The sequence below is a fragment of the Sphingomonas phoenicis genome (genome assembly GCF_047238005.1).
GTDB lineage: Bacteria > Pseudomonadota > Alphaproteobacteria > Sphingomonadales > Sphingomonadaceae > Sphingomonas.
In genome coordinates this window covers 3,196,060-3,216,258 of the sequence record NZ_JBDFMC010000002.1, presented here as the reverse complement: position 1 = coordinate 3,216,258, position 20,199 = coordinate 3,196,060, and the positions used below count along the sequence as shown (strand labels likewise).

Annotated in this window: 22 protein-coding genes; 5 read left to right on the top strand and 17 right to left on the bottom strand. The window is 70.7% G+C overall.

Annotated elements, in window-relative coordinates:
• The first annotated feature begins 53 nt into the window (after positions 1 to 53).
• Positions 54 to 995: an isoaspartyl peptidase/L-asparaginase family protein gene (locus ABC319_RS16255; protein WP_413071224.1), complete on the top strand. Its 942-nt coding sequence runs from the start codon at positions 54 to 56 to the stop codon at positions 993 to 995.
• Positions 992 to 1,846, top strand: coding sequence for a S1/P1 nuclease (locus ABC319_RS16250; RefSeq protein WP_413071223.1), 855 nt, complete (start codon positions 992 to 994; stop codon positions 1,844 to 1,846). The genes ABC319_RS16255 and ABC319_RS16250 overlap by 4 nt, the downstream gene beginning before the upstream one ends.
• A gap of 10 nt (positions 1,847 to 1,856) precedes the next feature.
• Here the strand turns inward: ABC319_RS16250 and ABC319_RS16245 are convergent, their stop codons facing one another.
• The 8 genes from ABC319_RS16245 to ybgC all read right to left on the bottom strand — a co-directional run bounded on the left by ABC319_RS16245 (position 1,857) and on the right by ybgC (position 7,753).
• A complete protein-coding gene (locus tag ABC319_RS16245) occupies positions 1,857 to 2,066 on the bottom strand; it encodes a type II toxin-antitoxin system antitoxin (RefSeq protein WP_413071222.1) in 210 nt (69 codons plus the stop codon).
• Positions 2,066 to 2,878, bottom strand: coding sequence for an SPFH domain-containing protein (locus ABC319_RS16240; RefSeq protein ID WP_413071733.1), 813 nt, complete (start codon positions 2,876 to 2,878; stop codon positions 2,066 to 2,068). The genes ABC319_RS16245 and ABC319_RS16240 overlap by 1 nt, the downstream gene beginning before the upstream one ends.
• Before the next feature lie 371 nt (positions 2,879 to 3,249).
• Positions 3,250 to 3,768 carry a peptidoglycan-associated lipoprotein Pal gene (pal, locus tag ABC319_RS16235; protein WP_413071221.1) on the bottom strand — a complete coding sequence of 173 codons (519 nt, stop codon included), beginning with the start codon at positions 3,766 to 3,768 and terminating at the stop codon, positions 3,250 to 3,252.
• A gap of 49 nt (positions 3,769 to 3,817) precedes the next feature.
• On the bottom strand, positions 3,818 to 5,206 hold the full coding sequence (gene tolB / locus ABC319_RS16230; RefSeq protein ID WP_413071220.1) for a Tol-Pal system beta propeller repeat protein TolB: 1,389 nt from the start codon (positions 5,204 to 5,206) through the stop codon (positions 3,818 to 3,820).
• A gap of 1 nt (position 5,207) precedes the next feature.
• Positions 5,208 to 6,161: a cell envelope biogenesis protein TolA gene (locus ABC319_RS16225; protein ID WP_413071219.1), complete on the bottom strand. Its 954-nt coding sequence runs from the start codon at positions 6,159 to 6,161 to the stop codon at positions 5,208 to 5,210.
• Positions 6,161 to 6,589 carry a protein TolR gene (tolR, locus tag ABC319_RS16220; RefSeq protein WP_413071218.1) on the bottom strand — a complete coding sequence of 143 codons (429 nt, stop codon included), beginning with the start codon at positions 6,587 to 6,589 and terminating at the stop codon, positions 6,161 to 6,163. Before tolR ends, ABC319_RS16225 begins: the two co-directional genes overlap by 1 nt.
• Positions 6,590 to 6,605: 16 nt before the next feature.
• Positions 6,606 to 7,298 (bottom strand): protein TolQ, encoded by a 693-nt coding sequence (gene tolQ / locus ABC319_RS16215; protein ID WP_413071217.1) that lies wholly within the window; start codon positions 7,296 to 7,298, stop codon positions 6,606 to 6,608.
• Entirely contained in the window at positions 7,295 to 7,753 is a 459-nt protein-coding gene (gene ybgC / locus ABC319_RS16210) for a tol-pal system-associated acyl-CoA thioesterase (protein WP_413071216.1), read from the bottom strand. The genes tolQ and ybgC overlap by 4 nt, the downstream gene beginning before the upstream one ends.
• 123 nt (positions 7,754 to 7,876) lie before the next feature.
• Here ybgC and ABC319_RS16205 point away from each other — a divergent pair, with 123 nt between their 5' ends.
• Positions 7,877 to 8,284: a VOC family protein gene (locus ABC319_RS16205; RefSeq protein ID WP_413071215.1), complete on the top strand. Its 408-nt coding sequence runs from the start codon at positions 7,877 to 7,879 to the stop codon at positions 8,282 to 8,284.
• 41 nt (positions 8,285 to 8,325) lie between these two features.
• On the opposite strand, the gene ABC319_RS16200 is transcribed toward ABC319_RS16205, so the two are convergent.
• Both ABC319_RS16200 and ABC319_RS16195 read right to left on the bottom strand, forming a co-directional pair.
• On the bottom strand, positions 8,326 to 9,105 hold the full coding sequence (locus tag ABC319_RS16200; RefSeq protein ID WP_413071214.1) for a hypothetical protein: 780 nt from the start codon (positions 9,103 to 9,105) through the stop codon (positions 8,326 to 8,328).
• A 226-nt stretch (positions 9,106 to 9,331) separates the two neighbouring features.
• The gene (locus tag ABC319_RS16195; RefSeq protein ID WP_413071732.1) at positions 9,332 to 10,318 is read right to left on the bottom strand and encodes an NAD(P)H-dependent flavin oxidoreductase; all 987 of its coding nucleotides are present in this window, start codon (positions 10,316 to 10,318) and stop codon (positions 9,332 to 9,334) included.
• 414 nt (positions 10,319 to 10,732) lie between these two features.
• Here ABC319_RS16195 and ABC319_RS16190 point away from each other — a divergent pair, with 414 nt between their 5' ends.
• Entirely contained in the window at positions 10,733 to 13,246 is a 2,514-nt protein-coding gene (locus ABC319_RS16190; RefSeq protein WP_413071213.1) for a putative bifunctional diguanylate cyclase/phosphodiesterase, read from the top strand.
• Between the two features lie 3 nt (positions 13,247 to 13,249).
• On the opposite strand, the gene ABC319_RS16185 is transcribed toward ABC319_RS16190, so the two are convergent.
• Positions 13,250 to 14,506, bottom strand: coding sequence for an aspartate kinase (locus tag ABC319_RS16185; RefSeq protein WP_413071212.1), 1,257 nt, complete (start codon positions 14,504 to 14,506; stop codon positions 13,250 to 13,252).
• A 54-nt stretch (positions 14,507 to 14,560) separates the two neighbouring features.
• On the opposite strand from ABC319_RS16185, the gene ubiG reads away from it, so the two are divergent.
• Positions 14,561 to 15,289 (top strand): bifunctional 2-polyprenyl-6-hydroxyphenol methylase/3-demethylubiquinol 3-O-methyltransferase UbiG, encoded by a 729-nt coding sequence (gene ubiG, locus ABC319_RS16180; protein ID WP_413071211.1) that lies wholly within the window; start codon positions 14,561 to 14,563, stop codon positions 15,287 to 15,289.
• Positions 15,290 to 15,293: 4 nt separating this feature from the next.
• Here the strand turns inward: ubiG and ABC319_RS16175 are convergent, their stop codons facing one another.
• From ABC319_RS16175 to pyrE, 6 genes are read right to left on the bottom strand one after another with little or no spacing between them, the layout of a single operon-like run.
• On the bottom strand, positions 15,294 to 16,367 hold the full coding sequence (locus ABC319_RS16175) for an AI-2E family transporter (RefSeq protein WP_413071210.1): 1,074 nt from the start codon (positions 16,365 to 16,367) through the stop codon (positions 15,294 to 15,296).
• Positions 16,364 to 17,317, bottom strand: coding sequence for a signal peptidase I (gene lepB, locus ABC319_RS16170; RefSeq protein WP_413071209.1), 954 nt, complete (start codon positions 17,315 to 17,317; stop codon positions 16,364 to 16,366). The genes ABC319_RS16175 and lepB overlap by 4 nt, the downstream gene beginning before the upstream one ends.
• Positions 17,314 to 17,724, bottom strand: coding sequence for a holo-ACP synthase (acpS, locus tag ABC319_RS16165; RefSeq protein ID WP_413071208.1), 411 nt, complete (start codon positions 17,722 to 17,724; stop codon positions 17,314 to 17,316). Before acpS ends, lepB begins: the two co-directional genes overlap by 4 nt.
• Complete coding sequence (locus tag ABC319_RS16160) at positions 17,721 to 18,449, bottom strand: pyridoxine 5'-phosphate synthase (RefSeq protein ID WP_413071207.1); 729 nt, start codon at positions 18,447 to 18,449, stop codon at positions 17,721 to 17,723. The genes acpS and ABC319_RS16160 overlap by 4 nt, the downstream gene beginning before the upstream one ends.
• Positions 18,446 to 19,486, bottom strand: a complete 1,041-nt coding sequence (locus ABC319_RS16155) for a serine hydrolase domain-containing protein (protein ID WP_413071206.1) — start codon at positions 19,484 to 19,486, stop codon at positions 18,446 to 18,448. The genes ABC319_RS16160 and ABC319_RS16155 overlap by 4 nt, the downstream gene beginning before the upstream one ends.
• Positions 19,483 to 20,064, bottom strand: coding sequence for an orotate phosphoribosyltransferase (gene pyrE / locus ABC319_RS16150; RefSeq protein ID WP_413071205.1), 582 nt, complete (start codon positions 20,062 to 20,064; stop codon positions 19,483 to 19,485). Before pyrE ends, ABC319_RS16155 begins: the two co-directional genes overlap by 4 nt.
• Between the last annotated feature and the right edge of the window lie 135 nt (positions 20,065 to 20,199).

Genomic DNA, 20,199 nt, shown 5'->3' with positions numbered 1-20,199 from the left:
CGCCGCCTCGATCTGCTAGTCGCCGCGTCGATCCAACGACTTGCGGAGTTCCGATGACCGACACCCCCTCCCCCGCCCGGTGGACGCTGATGGTGCATGGCGGATCGGGCCGGATCGAGCGCGGCACGCTCGACGCGGCGGCCGATGCCGGCGCCCGCGCCGCGCTGGGCCGGTCGCTCGACGCGGGATCGGCGGTGCTGGCCGGCGGCGGTGCCTCGGTCGACGCGGTCGAGGCGTCGATCCGCGTGCTGGAGGACGATCCGCACTTCAACGCCGGCCACGGCGCAGCGCTGGGCCATGACGGCCGGATCGAGCTGGACGCCGCGATCATGGACGGGCGCGACCGCCGGGCCGGCGCGGTGGCCGGCGTCACCCGTACCCGCAACCCGGTCGCGCTGGCGCGCGCGGTGATGGAGCACAGCCCGCACGTCCTGCTCGCCGGCGCGGGCGCGGACGGATTCGCGGCGCAGCACGGGCTGGAACAGGTCGATCCAGCCTGGTTCGAGATTCCGCAGCGGCGCGCGCAGCTGGAAGCGATGCTGGCCGATGGCGGCGACGGCTTCGATGTCGACATGAAGTTCGGGACCGTCGGCGCGGTCGCCTGCGACGCGCACGGCCATGTCGCCGCGGCCACCTCGACGGGCGGGGTCACCGGCAAGCGCTGGGGCAGGATCGGCGACTCGCCGCTGATCGGCGCCGGCACCTGGGCCGATGATCGCGGCTGCGCGCTGTCGGCGACCGGATCGGGCGAGTTCTTCGTCCGCGCCGCCGCCGGCCATGCCGTCGATGCTCGCGTCCGCTGGCTGGGCGAAGACGTCGGCACCGCCGCCGACGCCGTCCTGGCCGAGATCCGGGCGATGGGCGGCACCGGCGGCGTCATCGTCGCCGCGCCCGACGGGTCGGCGGCGTGGCGCTTCACCACCCCCGGCATGTACCGCGCCACCACGGGTGCCGATGGACGGCGGACGATCGCCATCTACGGAGACGAGGCATGAACCGGGTGCGCGCGCTGGTCGCGCTGGCGGCGGCGATGATCGCCAGCCCCGCCGCGGCATTTTGGGAATATGGCCACGAGACGGTCGCCGCCATCGCCTATACTAATGCGAAGCCAGCGACCCGCGTCGCGATCCGCCGCATATTGGCGGCGGAGAAGACGCTCGACACCCCCACCTGCCCCGCCCGTACGATCGAGCAGGCGAGCGTCTGGCCCGACTGCGTCAAGCAGCTGAAGGACGCCGCCGGCAAGTCGCGGTTCGGCTATGCGTACAGCTGGCACTATCAGAACGTGAACATCTGCGAGCCGTTCGACCTCGTCCCCGCCTGCAAGGGCGGCGACTGCGTGTCGACCCAGATCGACCGGCAGAAGGTGGTGCTGGCGAACCGCCGCGCCACGGCGAAGGAGCGGGCGATGGCGCTCGCCTTCCTCGTCCATTTCGTCGGTGATCTGCACCAGCCGCTCCATGCCGGCGACAAGGGCGATCGCGGCGGTAACGATGCCAAGGCCGATTACGGCATCTACGCACCCGAGCGGGGCAATCTTCATTCGATCTGGGACGGGCTGCTCGCCGAACGTGCCATCTCGACCCCGCCACCGCTCGTGAAACGCTATCCGCCAGGCGACCGCCGCCGGCTGGCCGCCGGCTCCGTCACCGACTGGAGCCGCGAGAGCTGGCAGGTCGCCCACCGCGCCTATGCCGTCGCGATGCACGGCAACCCGTGCCAGCCGACCCCGGCGCGCCTGAAGCTGACCGACGCCGACGTCGCGGAGCTGGTGCCGGTGATGCGGGCGGAGGTGGTGAAGGGCGGCCTGCGCCTCGCCCGACTGCTGGACGAGGCACTGGGCTGAGGCGCCGGCGTCAGCCGCCGTCCTCCTCCTTCCGCGGCCGCCCCCGCTTCACCGCGACCGGCGCGTCCAGCTTCACCCCGCGCCGCGCCAGCGCCTCGCGCAGCAGGCATTCGACCTGCGCGTTGACGCTGCGCAGGTCGCACGCCGCCGACCGCTCGATCGCGGCATGCAGCGCCGGATCGAGGCGGAGGGGAAAGGACTTGCGCGGCGCGTCCGGCATTACTGGTACAGCGATCCCGCATTGACGACCGGCTGCGTGTCCCGCTCGCCGCACAGCACCACCATCAGGTTCGACACCATCGCCGCCCGCCGCTCGTCGTCCAGCTCGACGACGTTCTTCGCCGACAGCTGCGCCAGCGCCATCTCGACCATGCCCACGGCGCCCTCGACCAGCGTCTGGCGTGCCGCGACCACCGCCTGCGCCTGTTGCCGGCGCAGCATCGCCCCCGCGATCTCCTGCGCATAGGCGAGGTGGGTGAAGCCGCACTCGTCGACGGTGATGCCCGCCACCGACAACCGCGCGATCAGCTCGGTGCGCAACTCGCCGCCGACCTGGTCGTGGTTGCCGCGCAACGTGACCTCCTGATGCTCGTAGTCGTCATAGGGGTAGCGAGAGCCGATCGTCCGCACCGCCGCCTCGATCTGCACGTTCACGAACGCCTTGTAATCGTCGACGTCGAACAGCGCCTGCGCGGTATCGGTGACGCGCCAGACGACCTGTGCCGCCATCTCGATCGGATTGCCGCGCAGGTCGTTCACCTTGATCCGTTCGGAGATGACGTTGTTCGCGCGCACCGAGATCACCCGCCGGATCAGCCATGGCAGCACCCAGCGCAGCCCCGCCGTCCGGTCCGTCCCGCGATACGCGCCGAACAGGGTGATCGCCGCGGCCTGATTGGGCTGGAGCATGTAGAAGCCGCAGGCGATGAACACCGCCCCGGCGACCAGCACGATCGGCACCAGTGCCATGACCGGCGGCCACGCCTCGCCCGCCAGCTGGACGACCGCATAGGCCGCCGCCGCCGCGATCATCGCGAGCAGCCCCAGCATCGCCAGCCCGCTCGCCGTCGCCGCGCGGATCTCGCGCGAGGATGTCAGGTCCCTGTTGTCGATCGCCACCATCGCCTCCCTTTAATGTGATATCACTTTAATATCGAATTTCGGCGTTGGCAAGCCGGGACGGGCGCGCGAATGTTGAGGAAGTTGCGACATGCGAGGGGTAGTGGCCGGGGCATCAACATTCGCCATGCGCCCCCCTTCGCTTTCCGGACGGGAGAGACGATGGCGCAGGGCGGGGAAGAGTGAGAGTGCGAAGACGGCATGATGACCCGTGCCCGACATGAAAACGACCGGCCGGGATAACCCGACCGGTCGCATGTAGGACAGGCACGATGCCGGTGGGATCAGCTGAGCACGATCGTCACCGCACGGCGGTTCTGCGCCCAGGCGCTCTCGTCCGATCCGGTCGCGGCGGGACGCTCGCTGCCATAGCTGATCGTGGTCATCCGTGCGGGTGCCACGCCCTTGGCGGCGAGGTAGTTCTTGGCGGCGTTGGCGCGGCGGTCGCCCAGACCCAGGTTATACTCGCGCGTGCCGCGCTCGTCGCAATGCCCCTCGATCGTGATCCGCGCCTGCGGATAGCGGAGCAGCCACTCGGCCTGGTTGTCCAGGATCGCGCGCGCGGCCGGGTCGATGTCGAACTGGTCCAGCCCGAACAACACGGTGTTGGACGTGACCGAGCGCTGGAAATCGGCGTTCGATCCCGGCGTCACGTCGCCGGTCGTGGGACCGGTCGATGCCGGGGTCTCGCTGGCCGGGGTCTCGACCGGCGGCGGCGGCAGCTGCTCGGGGCGCTTCTTGGCGCAGGCGGCGATCGCGAGGCCGCAGGCGGCGATCAGCAGCGTGGTCTTCAGCTTGGCCATGTCATTGTCTCCCTCGAATGATGGTCATCGTTGAAATAGCAGGTGCGGATCACGGACGTAGCGGACCCCAGGCCGGATCGGAACCGCTGAGCGGCGTCGGTACCCGGCGCTCGTTGACGCCGGTCAGGTCCACCACCCACAGGGTCGCGGTGCCGCCGGCGCCGCGGCCGGAGCGATAGAAGGTGATGGCGCGGCCGTTGGGCGACCAGCTCGGCCCCTCGTCCGACCAGTCGTTGGTCAGCAGCTTCTCGCCCCCGCCGGACGGCGACATGATGCCGATGCGGAAGGCGCCCGCCAGCCGGGTGAACGCGATCAGGTCGCCGCGCGGGCTCCATACGGGTGTGGCATAGCGGCCCCCGCCGAAGCTGATCCGCTGCTGGTTGGATCCGTCGGCGTTCATCACATAGATCTGCTGCCCGCCCGACCGGTCGCTCTCGAACACGATGCGGCTGCCGTCGGGCGAATAGCTGCCGCCGGTGTCGATCCCCGGCGACGTCGTCAGCCGCTGCGGCGTGCCGCCCTGGCTCGACACGCGGTAGATGTCGGTATTGCCGTTGGTCGCCATCGAGAACAGGATCCAGCGGCCGTCGGGCGAGAAGCGCGGCGCGAAGGTGGTGGCGACGTTCTGCGCCACCAGCCGCTGCCGCCCCGACCCGATGTCGTAGACGTAGATCGACGGAATGCGGCCCGCATAGCTCATATACACGATCGACTGCTGGTTCGGCGCGAAGCGCGGGGTCAGCACGATCGCCTGCCCGTTGGTCAGGAAGCGGTGGTTGGCGCCGTCCTGGTCCATGATCGCCAGCCGCTTGATCCGCTTCGCCTTCGGTCCCGTCTCGGAGACATAGACGATGCGGCTGTCGAAATAGGGTCCCTCGCCGGTCAGCCGCGAATAGACGACGTCGGCGCACTTGTGCGCGGCGCGGCGCCAGTCGGCGGGCGGCACGACGAAGCCCTGCTTCACCAGTTCGCGCTGCGCCGACACGTCGAACAGGTAGCAGCCGACGGTCAGCGTGCCGTCCGCATTGGCGCGGATATAGCCCTGGACCAGCGCCTGCGCCTGCGTCGAGCGCCAGTAATCGAACGACGGCGCCTGCACCTCCGCGAACGCTACCGGCCGCAGCTGCGACGGCGCCAGCGGCGTGAACAGCCCCGATCCGCGCAGGTCATTGGCGATGATGTCCGACAGCTGCCGGCCCAGCGCATCGGTCGATCCGGCCGGCGTGTTCACCACCGCGGCGGTCGGCATCACCGGGATGGCGATCGGCGTCGGCGCGCTGATCCCGCCCTCGACATCCACGACCAGCCCGCTGTCCCCGCCCGCCGTCGGTCCCTGCGGCGCGCCCTGCGGTGCGGGCGCGGCGGGTACCGGCTGCTGCGCCGTCGCGGCGGTGGAGGCGAGAAGCGCGAGCGCGAGAGAGAGGCGGAACATGGGCATCCTATCCTGGCAGCTTGTAGCGGAGCGTGAAGCTGCTCCAGCCATTCTGAACGTCGTACAGCTCTTCGGGAAGCCCGCGCAGCGGCGAGCACCCGACGAAGGTGGCGATGGCGAGGTCGTCGACCCGCGCGACATAGCGTGAATTGTCGTCGTCAACGCCGCTGTGGCCGACCACGCGGGGCCGCGCGGCGAGGCTCCCGTCGCGGTTCAGCTTCAGGTTGATCGCGACGCGGATGCGCTCCGCGCCCGGCCCCGGCGTCACCTGGCGGTTGGCGCAGGGCTGGACCTGGCGCAGGATCGCCGACCCGATATCGGCCGCCGCCTGCGCGCCCATCTTGGCAGCCGGCGCTGCCTCGGTCCGGCTCGGCGTATCGCGGTCGCTCAGCCCCTTCAGGAAATCGTCGCCCAGTCGCGAGCCGCGCGGGCGCGACGCGGTGGCGGTCGGCGACTTGCCGCTCCCCTTGGTGGCAGCGGGCTTGGCCGGCGCGGTGGCGGCGGGCTTCGCGGGCGCGGGCTTGGCAGCGGGTTTCGCCGGCGCCGGCTTCGGCTCGGCCGCCGGCGTCGGGCGGGGTGGCTGTGGCTTGGGACGGGGTGCGGGCGTCGGGGCCGGCGCGGGCTTGGCCGGACGCGGCACCGGCTGGGGCTGCGGCTTGGGTTGCGGTGGCGCGGGTGCCGGTTGCGGCGCCGCCTCGGGTTCCGGCGCGGCGGGAGAGGGCTCCGGCGCGGCTGCATCTTCGGGCGCCCCCTGCTCCGGCGCGACCGACGGCGCGGCCTCCGCGGTCGGGTTGGGAGACGCCTGTTCCAGCGCCACGTCCTCGGCCAGCGATACCTCGATCGGCTTCGCCGTCAGCTCCTCGGGATTGGGGGTGGCGAGAAAGCCGACCGAGAGCAGGCCGAAGAGCACGGCGTGCCCGACGACCGCTACTCCCAGCGCCAGCTTCTCGCCCCGCTCCATCAATTGCCCTCCACCGTCACCAGTGCGACGCGGTTCAGCCCGGCCCGGTTCAATTCGCCCATCACCCGCATCACCCGGCCGTAATCCAGCGAACGGTCGGCACGCAGATAGACCTGCGGCGGCTGTCCCTCACCGCTCTCGGCGCGCAGCGTGGCGAGCCGGTCGGGCAGCGCCGCCTCGGTCACCTCGTCCTCGCCCAGGAACAGCCGGCCCTGCCGGTCGAGCGACAGTTGGACCGGCTTCTGGTCCTGATCCAGCGCCTTGGCCCGCGCGTCGGGCAGGTTCACCGGGACGCCCGCGGTCAGCAGCGGCGCGGTGACCATGAAGATGATCAGCAGCACCAGCATCACGTCGACCAGCGGGGTCACGTTGATCTCCGCCATCGGCGCGCGCCGGCCGCGGCGGTGGGAGGGCAGGTTCATCGCCATCGCGTGTTCCCCTTCCTCAGCGCTGGTCGTCGAGCTGGCGCGACAGCGTGGTGTGGAACCCGTCGGCAAAGCGGTTCAGCCCCGCCTCGACCTTGTTCACCCCGTGGCTGAAGCGATTGTACGCGATCACCGCGGGGATCGCCGCGAACAGCCCGATCGCGGTCGCGAACAGCGCCTCGGCGATGCCCGGCGCGACCACCGCCAGCGACGAGTTCTGCGCCTGCGCGATGCTGGTGAAGCTGCGCATGATGCCCCACACCGTGCCGAACAGCCCGACGAACGGCGCGACCGAGCCCACCGTCGCCAGGATGTTCAGCCGGTCGGACAGCGCCTCCACCTCCAGCGCGACGGCGGCGCCCATCGACGTGGCCAGCCGCTCGCGCGTGCCGTCGCGGTCGATCGTCTTGCCCGCGGTCGACCGGCGCCACTCCTGCACGCCGGCGCCGAACACGCGTGCGGACGGCAGGTCGGCATCCTGCTGCACGCGGTGGAACGCGTCGATATCGTCAGCCTTCCAGAAATCGCGCTCGAACTTCGCCATCTCGCGCCGGGTACGGCGCACCCGCGCGGAGAAGGAGATGATGATCGCCCAGGTCCAGATGCTGGCGAGCAGCAGGCCCAGCATCACCGCCTTCACCACCCAGTCGGCTTGGAGGAACAGCGCGACGGGCGACAACGTCGCCGCTTCCATGTTGAACACCGGATTCATTCTTGGGCCCCCTGCCAAACCAGCCGCTGATAGATGTCCGTCCACGCGCGCGGCTGGCGCCGCGGCCGTCCGCCCGGCGTCACCAGCGCGACGACGACGCGAGCGTCGGCGAGCACAAGCGCCTCGCGCCTGACTGTCTGATGAATGACCACCTTCGCCGGTCCGCTTTCCGCCACGTGCGACGCGACGGTCAGCGCATCGTCCAGCCGGGCGGGCGCGCGGTAGCGGATATGGAGGTCGACGACCGCATATGCGCCCTCCCCCGCCTCGTGGAAGGCGCGCTGGTCGATGCCGGCGGCGCGCAGCATGTCCGACCGGGCACGCTCCATGTAGCGCAGGTAGTTGGCGTGATAGACGACGCCGGACAGATCGGTGTCCTCGAAATAGACGCGGACCGGAAAGCGGTGCTCCCGGTCCACGAAACGTCCCTCCGTCGGCTGATCCTCGCCGGTCATGACGGACCCGTTAACCTGTTCGCGCCGCGGAAGGAACCCGCTTGCCGCCGATCCGGGTTTCGCCGGCCCGCGCGGCGGCGTAGCATCGGCCGACCGACTCGGTCGACGGTGGCGAGGGGGAGGATGCGCGTGGCGGACAGGCCGGTGACCGGGGTGACGCCGTTCCTGACGATCCGCGGGCGGCGCGCGGTAGAGGCGCTCGACTTCTACCAGCGCGCCTTCGCCGCCGCGGTCGTCGAGCGCAACGTCGCCGAGGACGGCCAGCGGCTGATGCAGGCGGGACTCCGGATCAACGGCGGCTGGGTGATGCTGTCGGACGAGTTCCCCGAATGGGTCGGCCGCGACGAACCGCCGCCGCACGGGGTGACGATCCACCTGCAGGTCGACGATGCCGATCGCTGGGCCGCCCGCGCGGTGGCGGCGGGCGCCGTGCTGACCATGCCGGTCGCCGACCAGTTCTGGGGCGACCGTTACGGGCAGGTGATCGATCCGTTCGGCCATCGCTGGTCGATCGGATCGCCCCTGCGCTGATCGCCCGCAAGCGGCCGGCCCCTCGCCCGCCTGCTACCGCGTCACGGCTCGCCGGCGCCGGCACGGACCGGCACCGTCGCCGCGGTCCGCACCAGCCCGGCCGGCAGCGCCGCCGCCTGCACGGCCTCCGCCGCGACCGGCACCGGCGGCACCGCGGCGGCGATCATCGCCCGCGCCCGCCGCGTCCGCCATCCCTCGCGCGCGGCGATATAGGTCTCGAACTCGCCGAAGAAGGCGATCATCGGCGCCTCCAGCCGGGGCAGCGCCTGCGCCGCGAAGCCGCTGAACGCCACCGGCTGCACCGCCGCCGCCTCGCGCAGCACCTGCAGGGCGATGCCGCAGAACTTGCCCTGCACCGGCGGCAGCGCCCAGAAATTGTACAGCTTGGTCATCGCATCGTCGTGGCGTGCCTGCCACGCGCTGCCGTACCGCGCCTTGTAGCGGGCGCCCATCGCGGTCGAGGCCGTCGCCAGCAGTTCCTTGTCGGCGGTCAGCAGCGCGTTGTACCCATTGACCATCTCCGCCGCGTCCGCCCCGCGACAGCCGAGCGCGGCGACGTTCAGCGCGACGCGCATGTGCCAGATCGTCTCCTCGGGCGACAGGTTGCGGTTGGGGGTGACATAGCCGAACGCGTCGCGCACCGGCGGCTGGAAATTGGGCGATCCGCCCGCCGGCATCGCCGGTTCCGCCTCATCCACCACCGCGACCGCCATCGCCGCCGGCGCGGCCGCCGCCACGTCCTGCCCGGCGGCGGACGCGGCCGCCATTCCGGTCACCAGCGCCACTGCGGTCCCCACCGCCCGTACGATCCCGTGCCCCATTGCTCCGACCCCTGAATTGCGTTCAATTCCGCGGGGTTGAGTGTCGGCGATCGACCTCTACCGGAGCTTACGAAACAGCGTTCATCTGTCGTTCACCGTCAAAAGAACGCGCCGCCGATGACGGCGGCTGGTCAGCCGTACCGATCTTCGCCGATCGCCACCTTCTATCCGTCTTTCCCGTCCTGATCTGGTTCAGCCGATAACCCGTTTCGATACCGTTACGAACTCAGATCGCGCGGCGGTCCAGCGCCGTCGCCGCCTCGGTCATCAGCTCGGCGATGATCGCCGCCACCGGCTCCTCGCGCGTGACCATCCCGACCGACTGGCCGGCCATGACCGAGCCGTGCTCGACATCGCCGTCGATCACCGCCCGGCGCAGCGCGCCCGCCCAGTAATGCTCGATCTGCAACTGCGCCTCGGCCATCGCGACGCCGCCCTCGTCGAGGGACTGGGCCACCTCGCGCTGCTTGGCGGTGAACAGCTCGCCACCGGCGTTCTTCAACGCGCGCACGGGGATCACCGGCAGGCGCGGGTCGATCTGGACGCTGGCGACCGCGTCGCGGGCCGACGCGCGGATGAACGCCTTCTTGAAATTGGCATGCGCGATCGACTCGGTCGCACAGACGAAGCGGGTGCCCAGCTGGACGCCGGCGGCGCCCATGTCGAGATAGCCGGCGATTGCCTCGCCCCGGCCGATCCCGCCGGCGACGAAGACCGGCACCTGATCGGCGACCTCGGGCAGGATCTCCTGCGCCAGCACGCTGGTCGACACCGGCCCAATATGGCCGCCCGCCTCCATCCCCTCGACCACCAGCGCATCGACGCCGGACCGGATCAGCTTCTTGGCCAGCGACAACGCGGGGGCGAAGCAGATCACCCTGGCACCCGTCGCCTTGATCGCCTCCAGCGATCCCTTGGGCGGCAGCCCGCCGGCCAGCACGACATGGCCCACCCCGTGGCGCCCGCATACCGCGATCAGCTCCATCAGGTCGGGGTGCATCGTGATCAGGTTCACGCCGAACGGCTTGGTCGTCAGCTCCTTCGTCGCGGCGATCTCGCGGTCGAGCAGCTCGACCGTCATCGCGCCGCAGGCGATCACGCCGAAACCGCCCGCATCGGAAATGGCCGCGACCAGGTTGCGCTCGCTCACCCACGACATCGCGCCGCCCAGGATCGCTACCTCCGACCCCAGGAATGCCGCACCGCGCGCCATGCGCCGGGCCAGCCGCCCGGTGCCCACGCTGGAGGGAGCGGCGGCGGCGATCGCGGGGGAGAGCGTGTCGGTCATCCTCCTCGCCTAGCGCGAGTGGCCGTGAAGCGGCAAGCGCCATGCCGCCGGGCCCCGCCTGCCCTGTCCTACACCGCACCGTTCGACTATCCCCTCCACCGCGATCCTTGACAATCGGGTGGACAGGCGACGACCGCCGGCGTGCCCGGCCCGACAGACCCCGGCCCCATCGCCGTCGCCGTCGCCGGCGACATGATTTATGCCTTACCTTAGCCTTACCTTCCGAACCGAAGTGGCGGAAAACCGCGGTTCTGCCGTTCCGATGGTCACATATTGTTGACACCCGCCCCCTATCGGCTGGTGACGGGACACCGGGTGATCCGTCCCGAAAGGATGTGCGTGCGACCCTCGATCAAGCTGGCGGTGCTGGTGCTGATCTGCCTGATGATCCTGCCCGGCCGGGCCACGGCGCGGGGCGTCGACCTGCGCCGGAACATCTGCACCGCCGTCCTGCCCGACGGGGCGTCAAACCGCGACATCGTCGGCGCACCCTATCGCTGCGGCGCGGATGCACCGGCACGCGGCGACGGCTGGCTGTGGTTGCGCCTGGACGCGGATCGGCTGGGCGGCCTGCCGCCCGGCTGGCACCTGCTGGTCGACCAGACGCGGTTCGACCGGATCGCGACGCTGGTCCGCACGGCGGAGGGTAGCCGCCGGACGACCGTGGCGGCGAACGATCTGGACGGCCGGTGGGCGCCGGGCGGGCTTCTGAAGCTGGTGATGGGGCCGGCGGGCGGGCGGATCCGCGGTCTCTATCTGGGCTTCCGCCACATCGACGACCTGTCGCTGATGCGCAAGGTACAGGCGCTGCCCGCCATCGAACAGGGTGCGGCCGATGCCCGCTGGCTGGCGATGATGGGGCTGTTCGCCGGCACCCTGCTGTCGGCGCTGCTCTACAACCTGGTCATCCATGCCGGCCGGCGTCACGCCTTCCAGCGCCTGTACCTGATCTGGCTCGTCCTTGCCCTCGGCTATGGCATGGTGTGGAGCAACATGGCCGCCTTCGTCGTGCCCGGTCTGGTCGGCCCGCTTGCCGTCCGGCTGGACTATGTGCTGGTCGGCCTGATGATCGCTACGGGGAACCTGTTCCTGTTCGCGGTCGTCGAACCCGGCCTGCTCCCCCGGCCGATGCTGGCCGGCGGCCGGCTGCTGGCGATCGCAGGCGCGGCGATCGGCGTGGTCGCCGTGCTGGACACGCCCGTGCCCGCCATCGTTACCGACCGCTGGCTGAACGTCGCCGTCGCCGCGTCGACGCTGTGGGTGGCGATCGCCTGCCTCGTCGCGATCCGCCGGGGCAGCCGGGTGATCTGGTTCTATCTGATCGGCTGGGGGCCGGTCATCGCCGTGTTCCTGGCGCGGCTGGGCCGCAACTTCGGCCTGCTGCCGCACAACGATCTGGTCGACATCCTGACCTTCGCCGCACTGGCGTTCGAGGCGCTGGTGCTGTCGCTCGTCATCGCCGACCGGTTCCGCCTGCTGGCCCATGAGCTCGACATCGTGCGGCAACGGCGCGAGATCGACCTGGTCGAGGCGAAGGCGCTGCGGCTGGCGGCGGCGACCGACTTCCTGACCGGTCTGGGCAACCGCAGCAGCTTCCAGCACGATATCCGCGAGCGCACGAAGCGGGGCGCACCCTTCGCGCTGTTCCTGATCGACGTCGATTTCCTGAAGGATGCCAATGACCGGCTGGGCCATGCCGGCGGCGACGCGCTGCTCCGCCGGATCGGCGACGCGCTGGCCGCGACCGCCCTCGCCCTCGATGCGACCGTCGCGCGGATCGGCGGCGACGAATTCGCGATCCTGGTGCCCGGCGATCGGTCGACGGAGGCGCTGGCGGCGGACCGGATCGGCGCGTTGCAGGGCCAGGCGTGGGCCTTTCTGGGGCAGCGGCGCACGCTGTCGCTCAGCATCGGCTCGGCCCGCTGGCCCGACGATGCCGATCAGCCCGACCTGCTCTACCAGAGCGCCGACCTGGCGCTGTATCAGGCGAAGCGGATCGGTCGCGGGCGCCACCAGCGCTACGAACCGGCGCTCCGCGTCCTGCGCGATGCGCAGGTGGAATTCACCGCCGACATCGATGGCGCGATCCATCGTAGTGAATTCCGCCTGTTCCTCCAGCCGATCGTCACCCTCTCCTCGGGCGTGTGCTGCGGGTATGAGGGGCTGTTGCGCTGGGATCATCCCGATCATGGGCTGATGCTGCCGCACCGCTTCGCCGACCTGCTGGTCGCGGAGGAAGTCGGCACCCGCATCCAGGAACATGTGCTCGACATGGCGCTCCGCCGCCTGCGCGGCGCGGGCGACACGATCGCGATGCTCAGCGTCAACTTCACCGCGGCGCAGCTGGCGGGGCCCGGTGCCGCCCGGCGCGTGCTGGAACGGCTGGCGCACCACGGCGTGGCGCCCTCGTCGCTGTGCATCGAGGTGACGGAGGGCGTGATGCTCGATCGCGCCGCCGACCACATCCTGGCGACGCTCCGGACGCTGCACCGGGCCGGGGTGTGTATCGCCCTGGACGATTTCGGCACCGGCTATGCCTCGCTCGTCCATCTCCGCCGCCTGCCGGTCGACCGGATCAAGATCGACCGCTCGTTCATCGCGGGGCTGGCCGAGCCGGGCAGCGGCGCCGCCGCCATCGTCCAGGCGATCATCGGCCTCGGCCGTGGCCTGGGCAAGGTCGTCGTCGCCGAGGGGATCGAGACCGAGGCGCAGGCGGACCAGCTACGCCAGCTGGGCTGCCAGCTGGGCCAGGGCTTCCTCTACGGCAGGCCCGAACCCGAACCCCTGCCGCGTCCCTGGGTCAGCGCGATCCCGCTCTTCCCGGCCGTGCCGGCATACGGCACGGCCCGTTGAGGATCAGGCGGCCTCGGCATCCAGGCCATAGGCGGTGTGGAGGACGCGTACCGCCAGCTCGGTATAATCCTCCTCGATCAGCACGCTGACCTTGATCTCCGACGTGGTGATCGCCTGGATGTTGATGCCACGCTCGCCCAGCGTCGTGAACATGGTCGACGCGACGCCTGCATGGCTGCGCATGCCGACCCCGACCACCGAGATCTTGGCGACGCGGGTGTCGTGGACCAGCTTCTCGTACCCGATCGCCCCCTTCGCCTGACCCAGCACGTCCAGGCTGCGCGCCAGGTCGGCGGCAGGGACGGTGAAGGTAACGTCGGTCGATCCCGTCGAGTGGGCGACGTTCTGGACGATCATGTCGACGTTGATGCCCGCATCGGCCAGCGGCGCGAAGATCGCGGCGACCGCACCGGGCTTGTCGGGGACCGAGGCCAGCGTGATCTTCGCCTCGTTCTTGTCGTGCGCGATGCCGGTGATGAGCTGGCGTTCCACGTCGGTAATCTCCTCTTCCCCCACGATCATCGTGCCGGGCAATGTGTCCGCCATCGGCGCATCGTCGCCGGTGAACGACGACAGCACCTGGACGCGGACCTGTTCCTTCATCGCCAGCCCGACCGAGCGGGTCTGGAGCACCTTGGCGCCGACGCTGGCCAGTTCCAGCATCTCCTCGTACGTCACCCGCGCCAGCTTGCGGGCGCGCGGCACGATGCGGGGGTCGGTGGTATAGACGCCGTCGACATCGGTATAGATGTCGCACCGCTCCGCCTTCATCGCCGCCGCCACCGCGACCGCCGACGTGTCCGATCCGCCACGCCCCAGCGTCGTGATCCGCCCATCCTCGGTCACGCCCTGGAAACCCGGGATCACCGCGACCTCGCCCGCGGACAGGCTGGCATCCAGCGCGGCCATGTCGATCGTGCCGATGCGGGCCCGGGCATGCGCGTCCGACGTATGGATCGGCAACTGCCAGCCCAGCCACGACCGCGCGGGCACGCCGATCGCCTGCAGCGCGATCGCCAGCAGTCCGCTGGTCACCTGCTCGCCCGCCGAGACGACGACGTCGTACTCCTGCGGATCGTACAGCGCCGATGCCTCCCGGCAGAACCCGACCAGCCGGTCGGTCTCGCCCGCCATCGCCGACACGACCACCGCAACCTCGTTGCCGGCCGCCACCTCGCGCTTGACGCGCGCGGCGACGGTGCGGATGCGCTCGATCCCCGCCATCGAGGTGCCGCCGAACTTCATCACGATACGCGCCATGGACGGGTCGATTGCCTCCTTGGGGAAAAGTGGCCGTCCTGATAGGTAGCCGCCATGGTGAGCGCAAGCAGCACGATCGTCGCGGCGGAGGCCGCTCATTTCGGCCGGATGGCGGCGGACTGGTGGGACCCGAAGGGCTCGTCGGCGATGCTCCACCGGCTGAACCCCGTACGGCTGGGTTACCTGCGCCAGGCGGTCGATCTCCACTGGGACGGCGATGCCACCAGCTTCCGCCCGCTGGCGGGCAGGCGCGCGCTGGACGTGGGCTGCGGCGCCGGGTTGCTGGCCGAACCGCTCGCCCGGCTCGGCGCATCGGTGACCGGGATCGACGCTGCGGCGGAGAACATCGCCGTGGCGCAGGCCCATGCGGCCGGAGCCGGCCTGTCGATCGACTATCGCGCCGGCGGGGTCGAGGCGGTGGCGGGCGAGACGTTCGACCTCGTCACCAGCCTCGAGGTGATCGAGCATGTCGCCGATCCCGCCGCCTTCGTCCGCGGACTGGCGGGGGCGCTGGCGCCGGGCGGGCTGATGATCCTGTCGACACCCAACCGCACGCCGCTGTCGCGACTGGCGATGATCACCCTGGCCGAGGGGACAGGCGCGATCCCGCGCGGCACGCATGACTGGAACAAGTTCCTGACGCCGGAGGAACTGACCGTGCTGGTCGAGAGCCAGGGCCTGAGCGTCCGCGATCTGCGCGGGCTGACCTTCTCCGTCGCCCATGGCTTCGTGCTGGGGTCGTCCACCGCACTCGACTATCTGATGACGATCACCCACGCCTGACGGATCAGGCGGCCGGATCGCCCTCCGCCTTCTCGCCGCTCCGTTCCGAGCTTCGCTCCAGCGCCGCCTTGACCATCGCGGTGAACGGATCGGCGAGCGCCAGGCCCATGATCCCGAACAAGGCGCTGGCCAGGATCTGCGCGCCCAGCGTCAGGGCCGGCGGCAGGTCTACCGTCTTCTTGGCGACGATCGGCAGCAGGACATAGCCGTCGAAGGTCTGGACGACAACATAGGTGCCGATCGCCCAGAAGCCGATGTCGCTGCCCGCCGAGAAGCCCACCGCGATCATCAGTGCGCCCGAGATGAACGCCCCGATATTGGGGATGAAGGCGAGCAGGCCGGTCAGGATGCCCAGGATCATCGCCATCGGCACGCCGCCCAGCATCAGTGCCAGCCAGGTCAGGATGCCCTCCGCCAGCATGCCGAGCAATCGTCCGGCGAGCAGGCGGCGCAGCGTGAACCCCATCCGTTGCAGGACGACCGCGAACTCCGGCCGCTTGTCGCTGGGCACCATCCATTGCAGGCCACGGACATAGACGCCGGGATCCATCGCGAGGAACAGGCCGAGGACGAGGATCATGAACATGCTGGTCAGCGCACCGACCGCGGTGCCGACCCACGACGTGATCCGGCCGACCGATCCCAGCGCCTGCCGGACGATGCCGCTGACGTCCGACGCCCCGGGCATCAATCCCTGGTTCGTCAGCCAGCCGGTAAAGGCCAGCGCCTGCGCCTCCAGCGTGGCGCGAAGCTGCGTCACCTGCGCGGTCACCTGTACGCCGGTCAGGTAGAAGGTGCCCATGATGAAGGCGACCGTCAGCAGCACGACGATCAGCAGCCGCCAGCCGCGCCCGATCGGCAATACCCGGCCCAGCAGCCGCACGCCCCCGTCGAACAGCGCCGCGACGACGATGCCCGCGAAGATGATCAGCAGCGGCTGGATCAGCAGCACCGCCAAGGCGAGCCCGGCGACCATGCCGATCCACACCGCCGCGCGGCGGATCTCGCGCCGCACCTGACGGCTGCGTAACTCCGCCGGCGCCGGCGCGGTCGCGACCGTCGGCGCCGGCCCGGTCATTCCGCGGCGGCCGGGTGGAGCGACGTGCCGGCGCGGCCCGACCGGAGCGAGCTCCACCAGGTCAGCGGATTGAGCGTGGCATCGCCGTCCAGGCTGAAGGTCACGAACTCGGCCCGGCCGCCGATATTCTCGTACGGCACCGGCCCGCCCAGCCCCAGCTCCGACAGCGAATAGCGGCTGTCCGCCGAGCGGTCCCGGTTGTCGCCCATCAGGAACACGCGGTTCGCCGGGATCGTGATCGGGCCGTAATTGTCGCCCGGGCTCCAGCCCAGCTCGATCGTGTCGTAGCGGCGGCCATTGGGCAGGGTTTCGGTGATCGTCGGCAGGCGGCAGACCATGCGCCCGCCCGGCAGCGTCTCCCGCGCGCCCGGATAGTCGCCCGGCGAGCAGGGGCTGTTGGTGTCGACCGGGATCAGCGTGTCGTGCAGCGGCCCGCGGCGGACCGGCTGGCCGTTGATGATGACCAGACCGTCGCGCACCTGCAGCCGGTCGCCCGGCAGGCCGATGACCCGCTTGATATAATCGGTCCGGGTGCCCGGCGGCGTGACGATGACCACGTCGCCGCGCGTCGGCAGCGAGCCGAGCAGCCGCCCGCGCCATTCGGGCAGCGACACGCTCCAGCTGTCGACCGGCTGGCGCAGCACCACGTTGCGGACGATCGCGACCGGGTTGGGGATGGTCGGCGAGACGAACGACCAGCCATAGGCGAACTTCGACACCACCAGCCGATCGCCGACCTGCAAGCCCGGCAGCATCGATTCGGACGGGATGTAGAAGGGCTTGGCGACGAAGCTGTGGAAGCCGAGCACGATCAGGATCAGCCAGACGATGCCCTTCGCCTCCGCCCACCAGTCGGTGCCGGCACGCTTGTGGGGCTTCGTTTCCAGGGGCGGCGTCGGCTCGGCGACGGTGGGTGGTGCCTCGTTGCCGTTCAACGTCGCTTCCTTCATTCGGGCTTTTCCGCAATCGCCTCGATCACCACAAAGGCCTGGGCCCAGGGAAGATCGTCGGTCATGGTCAGGTGTACGCGTGCCGCCATGCCATGCGGTACCAACGCGTCAAGCCTCGCCTTGGCACCGCCGGTCAGTGCGAGGGTCGGCGCACCGGAGGCGGCATTGACCACGCCGATGTCGCGCATGAACACGCCGGCGCGAAAGCCGGTGCCGACCGCCTTCGAGAACGCTTCCTTCGCGGCGAAGCGCTTCCCCAGGGTGGCGGCATAGGTGAACGGGCGGCGGCGCGCCTTCGCCAGTTCGACCTCGGTAAAGACGCGGTTCTCGAACCGGGCGCCGAACCGGTCGAGCGACGCTTGGATCCGGTCGATGTTGCAAAGGTCGGAGCCCAGTCCCAGGATCACCGCGCCGCATCCATTTCCGCGCGCATCCGGCGCACCGCCTCGGCCAACCCGACGAACATCGCCTCGCCGATCAGGAAATGGCCGATGTTCAGCTCGCGGACCTGCGGGATCGCGGCGATCGGCCCTACATTGTCATAGGTCAGGCCATGGCCGGCATGGACCTCGATCCCGTTCTTCGCCGCCAGCGCGGCCGCGTCGGCAAGCCGGCGCAGCTCCTCCGCCCGCGCCTCGCCGTCGAGTTCGGCATAGCGGCCAGTGTGGAGTTCGACGACGGGCGCCCGCAGCCGGATCGCCGCCTCGATCTGGCGGGGGTCGGGCTCGATGAACAGCGACACCCGGATCCGCGCGGCGGACAGTTCCCCGACCAGCGGCGCGAGATGATTGTGCTGGCCGGCCGCGTCGAGCCCGCCCTCGGTCGTGCGCTCCTCCCGCCGTTCGGGCACAATGCACGCGGCGTGGGGCCGGTGACGCAGCGCGATCGCCAGCATCTCGTCGGTCGCCGCCATTTCCAGGTTGAGCGGGATCGTCAGCGTCTCCGACAGGCGGGCGATGTCGTCATCGGTGATGTGGCGGCGATCCTCGCGCAGGTGGGCGGTGATGCCGTCGGCGCCGGCCTCGGCCGCCAGGAGCGCAGCGCGGACGGGATCGGGATAGCCCGCCCCCCGCGCGTTGCGGACCGTCGCGACGTGATCGATGTTGACGCCCAGGCGCAGCTGCCCGCTCATGCGCAGACCGCCGCGGAGAGGACACGGTACGAGATGCCCTTGCCCTGCCAGATCTCGCCGAAGCTGCCCGGTCCGTCGTCGGGATCGCCCCGGTTGGTGAAGAGCACGACCGACATGCCCGCATTCGGCAGGATCAGGTTGCGCACCGCGAACCGCCCGATCGCCCCGCGTCGCTCGACGATGCGGACCGGCGCACTACAGCCGGCCAGCGGCGCGGTGAACGACCATTGGCCGAGCGCCATCGAGCCGAGCGCGGCATCGCCCCGCCACATCCGGTCGCGCGCATCGGCCGTGATCAGGGTGTTGGCGAGCAATGCACGGTCGAGGGTCACGAGGTCGACGGCGGTACCGACCAGCGCCCCCGCCGCTCCGTAGCGGGCGATCTCCTGCCGCTCCGCCGGGGTCGGACCACCCGGCCATGCGGCGTCGGGCGCGCTCGCCTGTGGAGCGATGAAGCCGGCGGTAAGGCCCAGCGGCCCGGCGATGCGATCGGCGAAGAGCTTGGGCAGCGGCGTCCGCGTCGTCCGTTCCAGCAGTGCGCCGAGCACCTGATAGTCGCAATTGTTGTACGACCAGGCGCCACCGGGCGCGGTGCGGCCGGACAGGCACCACGACAGGTTCTCTGGCGCACCGTCGGGCCGGCGCAGCCCGGCCCGATGCTGAAGCAGCTGCCGCACCGTCGGCTGCGGCCCGCCGGCCAGAGCGGGCAGGTAGCGCGAGGCCGGCGCGTCCAGCGAAAGGCGTCCTGCCTCCACCTCCTGCATCACGAGTATCGCGACAACCTGCTTGGTCACCGATGCCAAGGGCCATACCGCCTGATAATCGAAACCCCCGGGTGTCCCCGGCACCGCGGCGCCGACGCTGCCGCCGGCGATCCGGCGCGGGCCGGCATAGACGGCATAGGTGCCGGCGAAGCCGCTGGCGGTAATCGCGGCCGTCACCCGCTCGCGAGCGGCGGCATCCAGCGCCGCCACGTCCTGCTGCGCCGCGGCCGGGGCGGCGAGCGCCAGTGCGGCCGCGGCGAGCGCCCGCTTCATGCCGCGCGGCTGCCGGGCTTGATCGCGGGGATCGCCTGCAGCGCGGGAGGCAGCGCGTCGGCCGCATAGCTGGGCACGTCGAGCCGGATCAGCGGATAGAAGGGTACGCCGATATCGGCCGTCCCGTTCGACCGGTCGACCAGCGCCGCGCCGGCAATCACCCTGCCGCCCGCCGCCTCGATCGCGCCGATCGCCTCGCGGCTGGAGAGCCCCGTGGTCACGACGTCCTCCATCATCAACACCTCTTGCCCCGGTGCCAGGCGGAAGCCGCGGCGCAGTTCGAACGTGCCGGTCGGACGCTCGACGAACATCGCCTCCACGCCCAGCGCCCGCGCCATCTCCTGACCCGCGATGACGCCGCCCATCGCCGGCGACACCACCGCGCTGATCCGCCCGCGTACGTCGGCAGGAATGCGGGCGGCCAGTGCCTCGGCCAACCGGGCGCCGCGGCGCGGATCCATCAGAACGCGTGCGCATTGCAGGTAGCGGGGCGACCGCAGGCCCGATGAAAGGATGAAGTGCCCCTCCAGCAGGGCGTCGGCCGCGCGGAACTCGGCCAGGACATCGTCTTCGGTCATTCACGCTTCCCCGCTTGCGGCCGTCCTGCCGCGGACGAGCGCGCCATACGCCGCGCGCCCGTCCCCCGCAACGCCGCCCGAACGTGCCCGAATGCGCTTTGGGCAACATCGATTGCATCGCACCCCCGCAAGCGA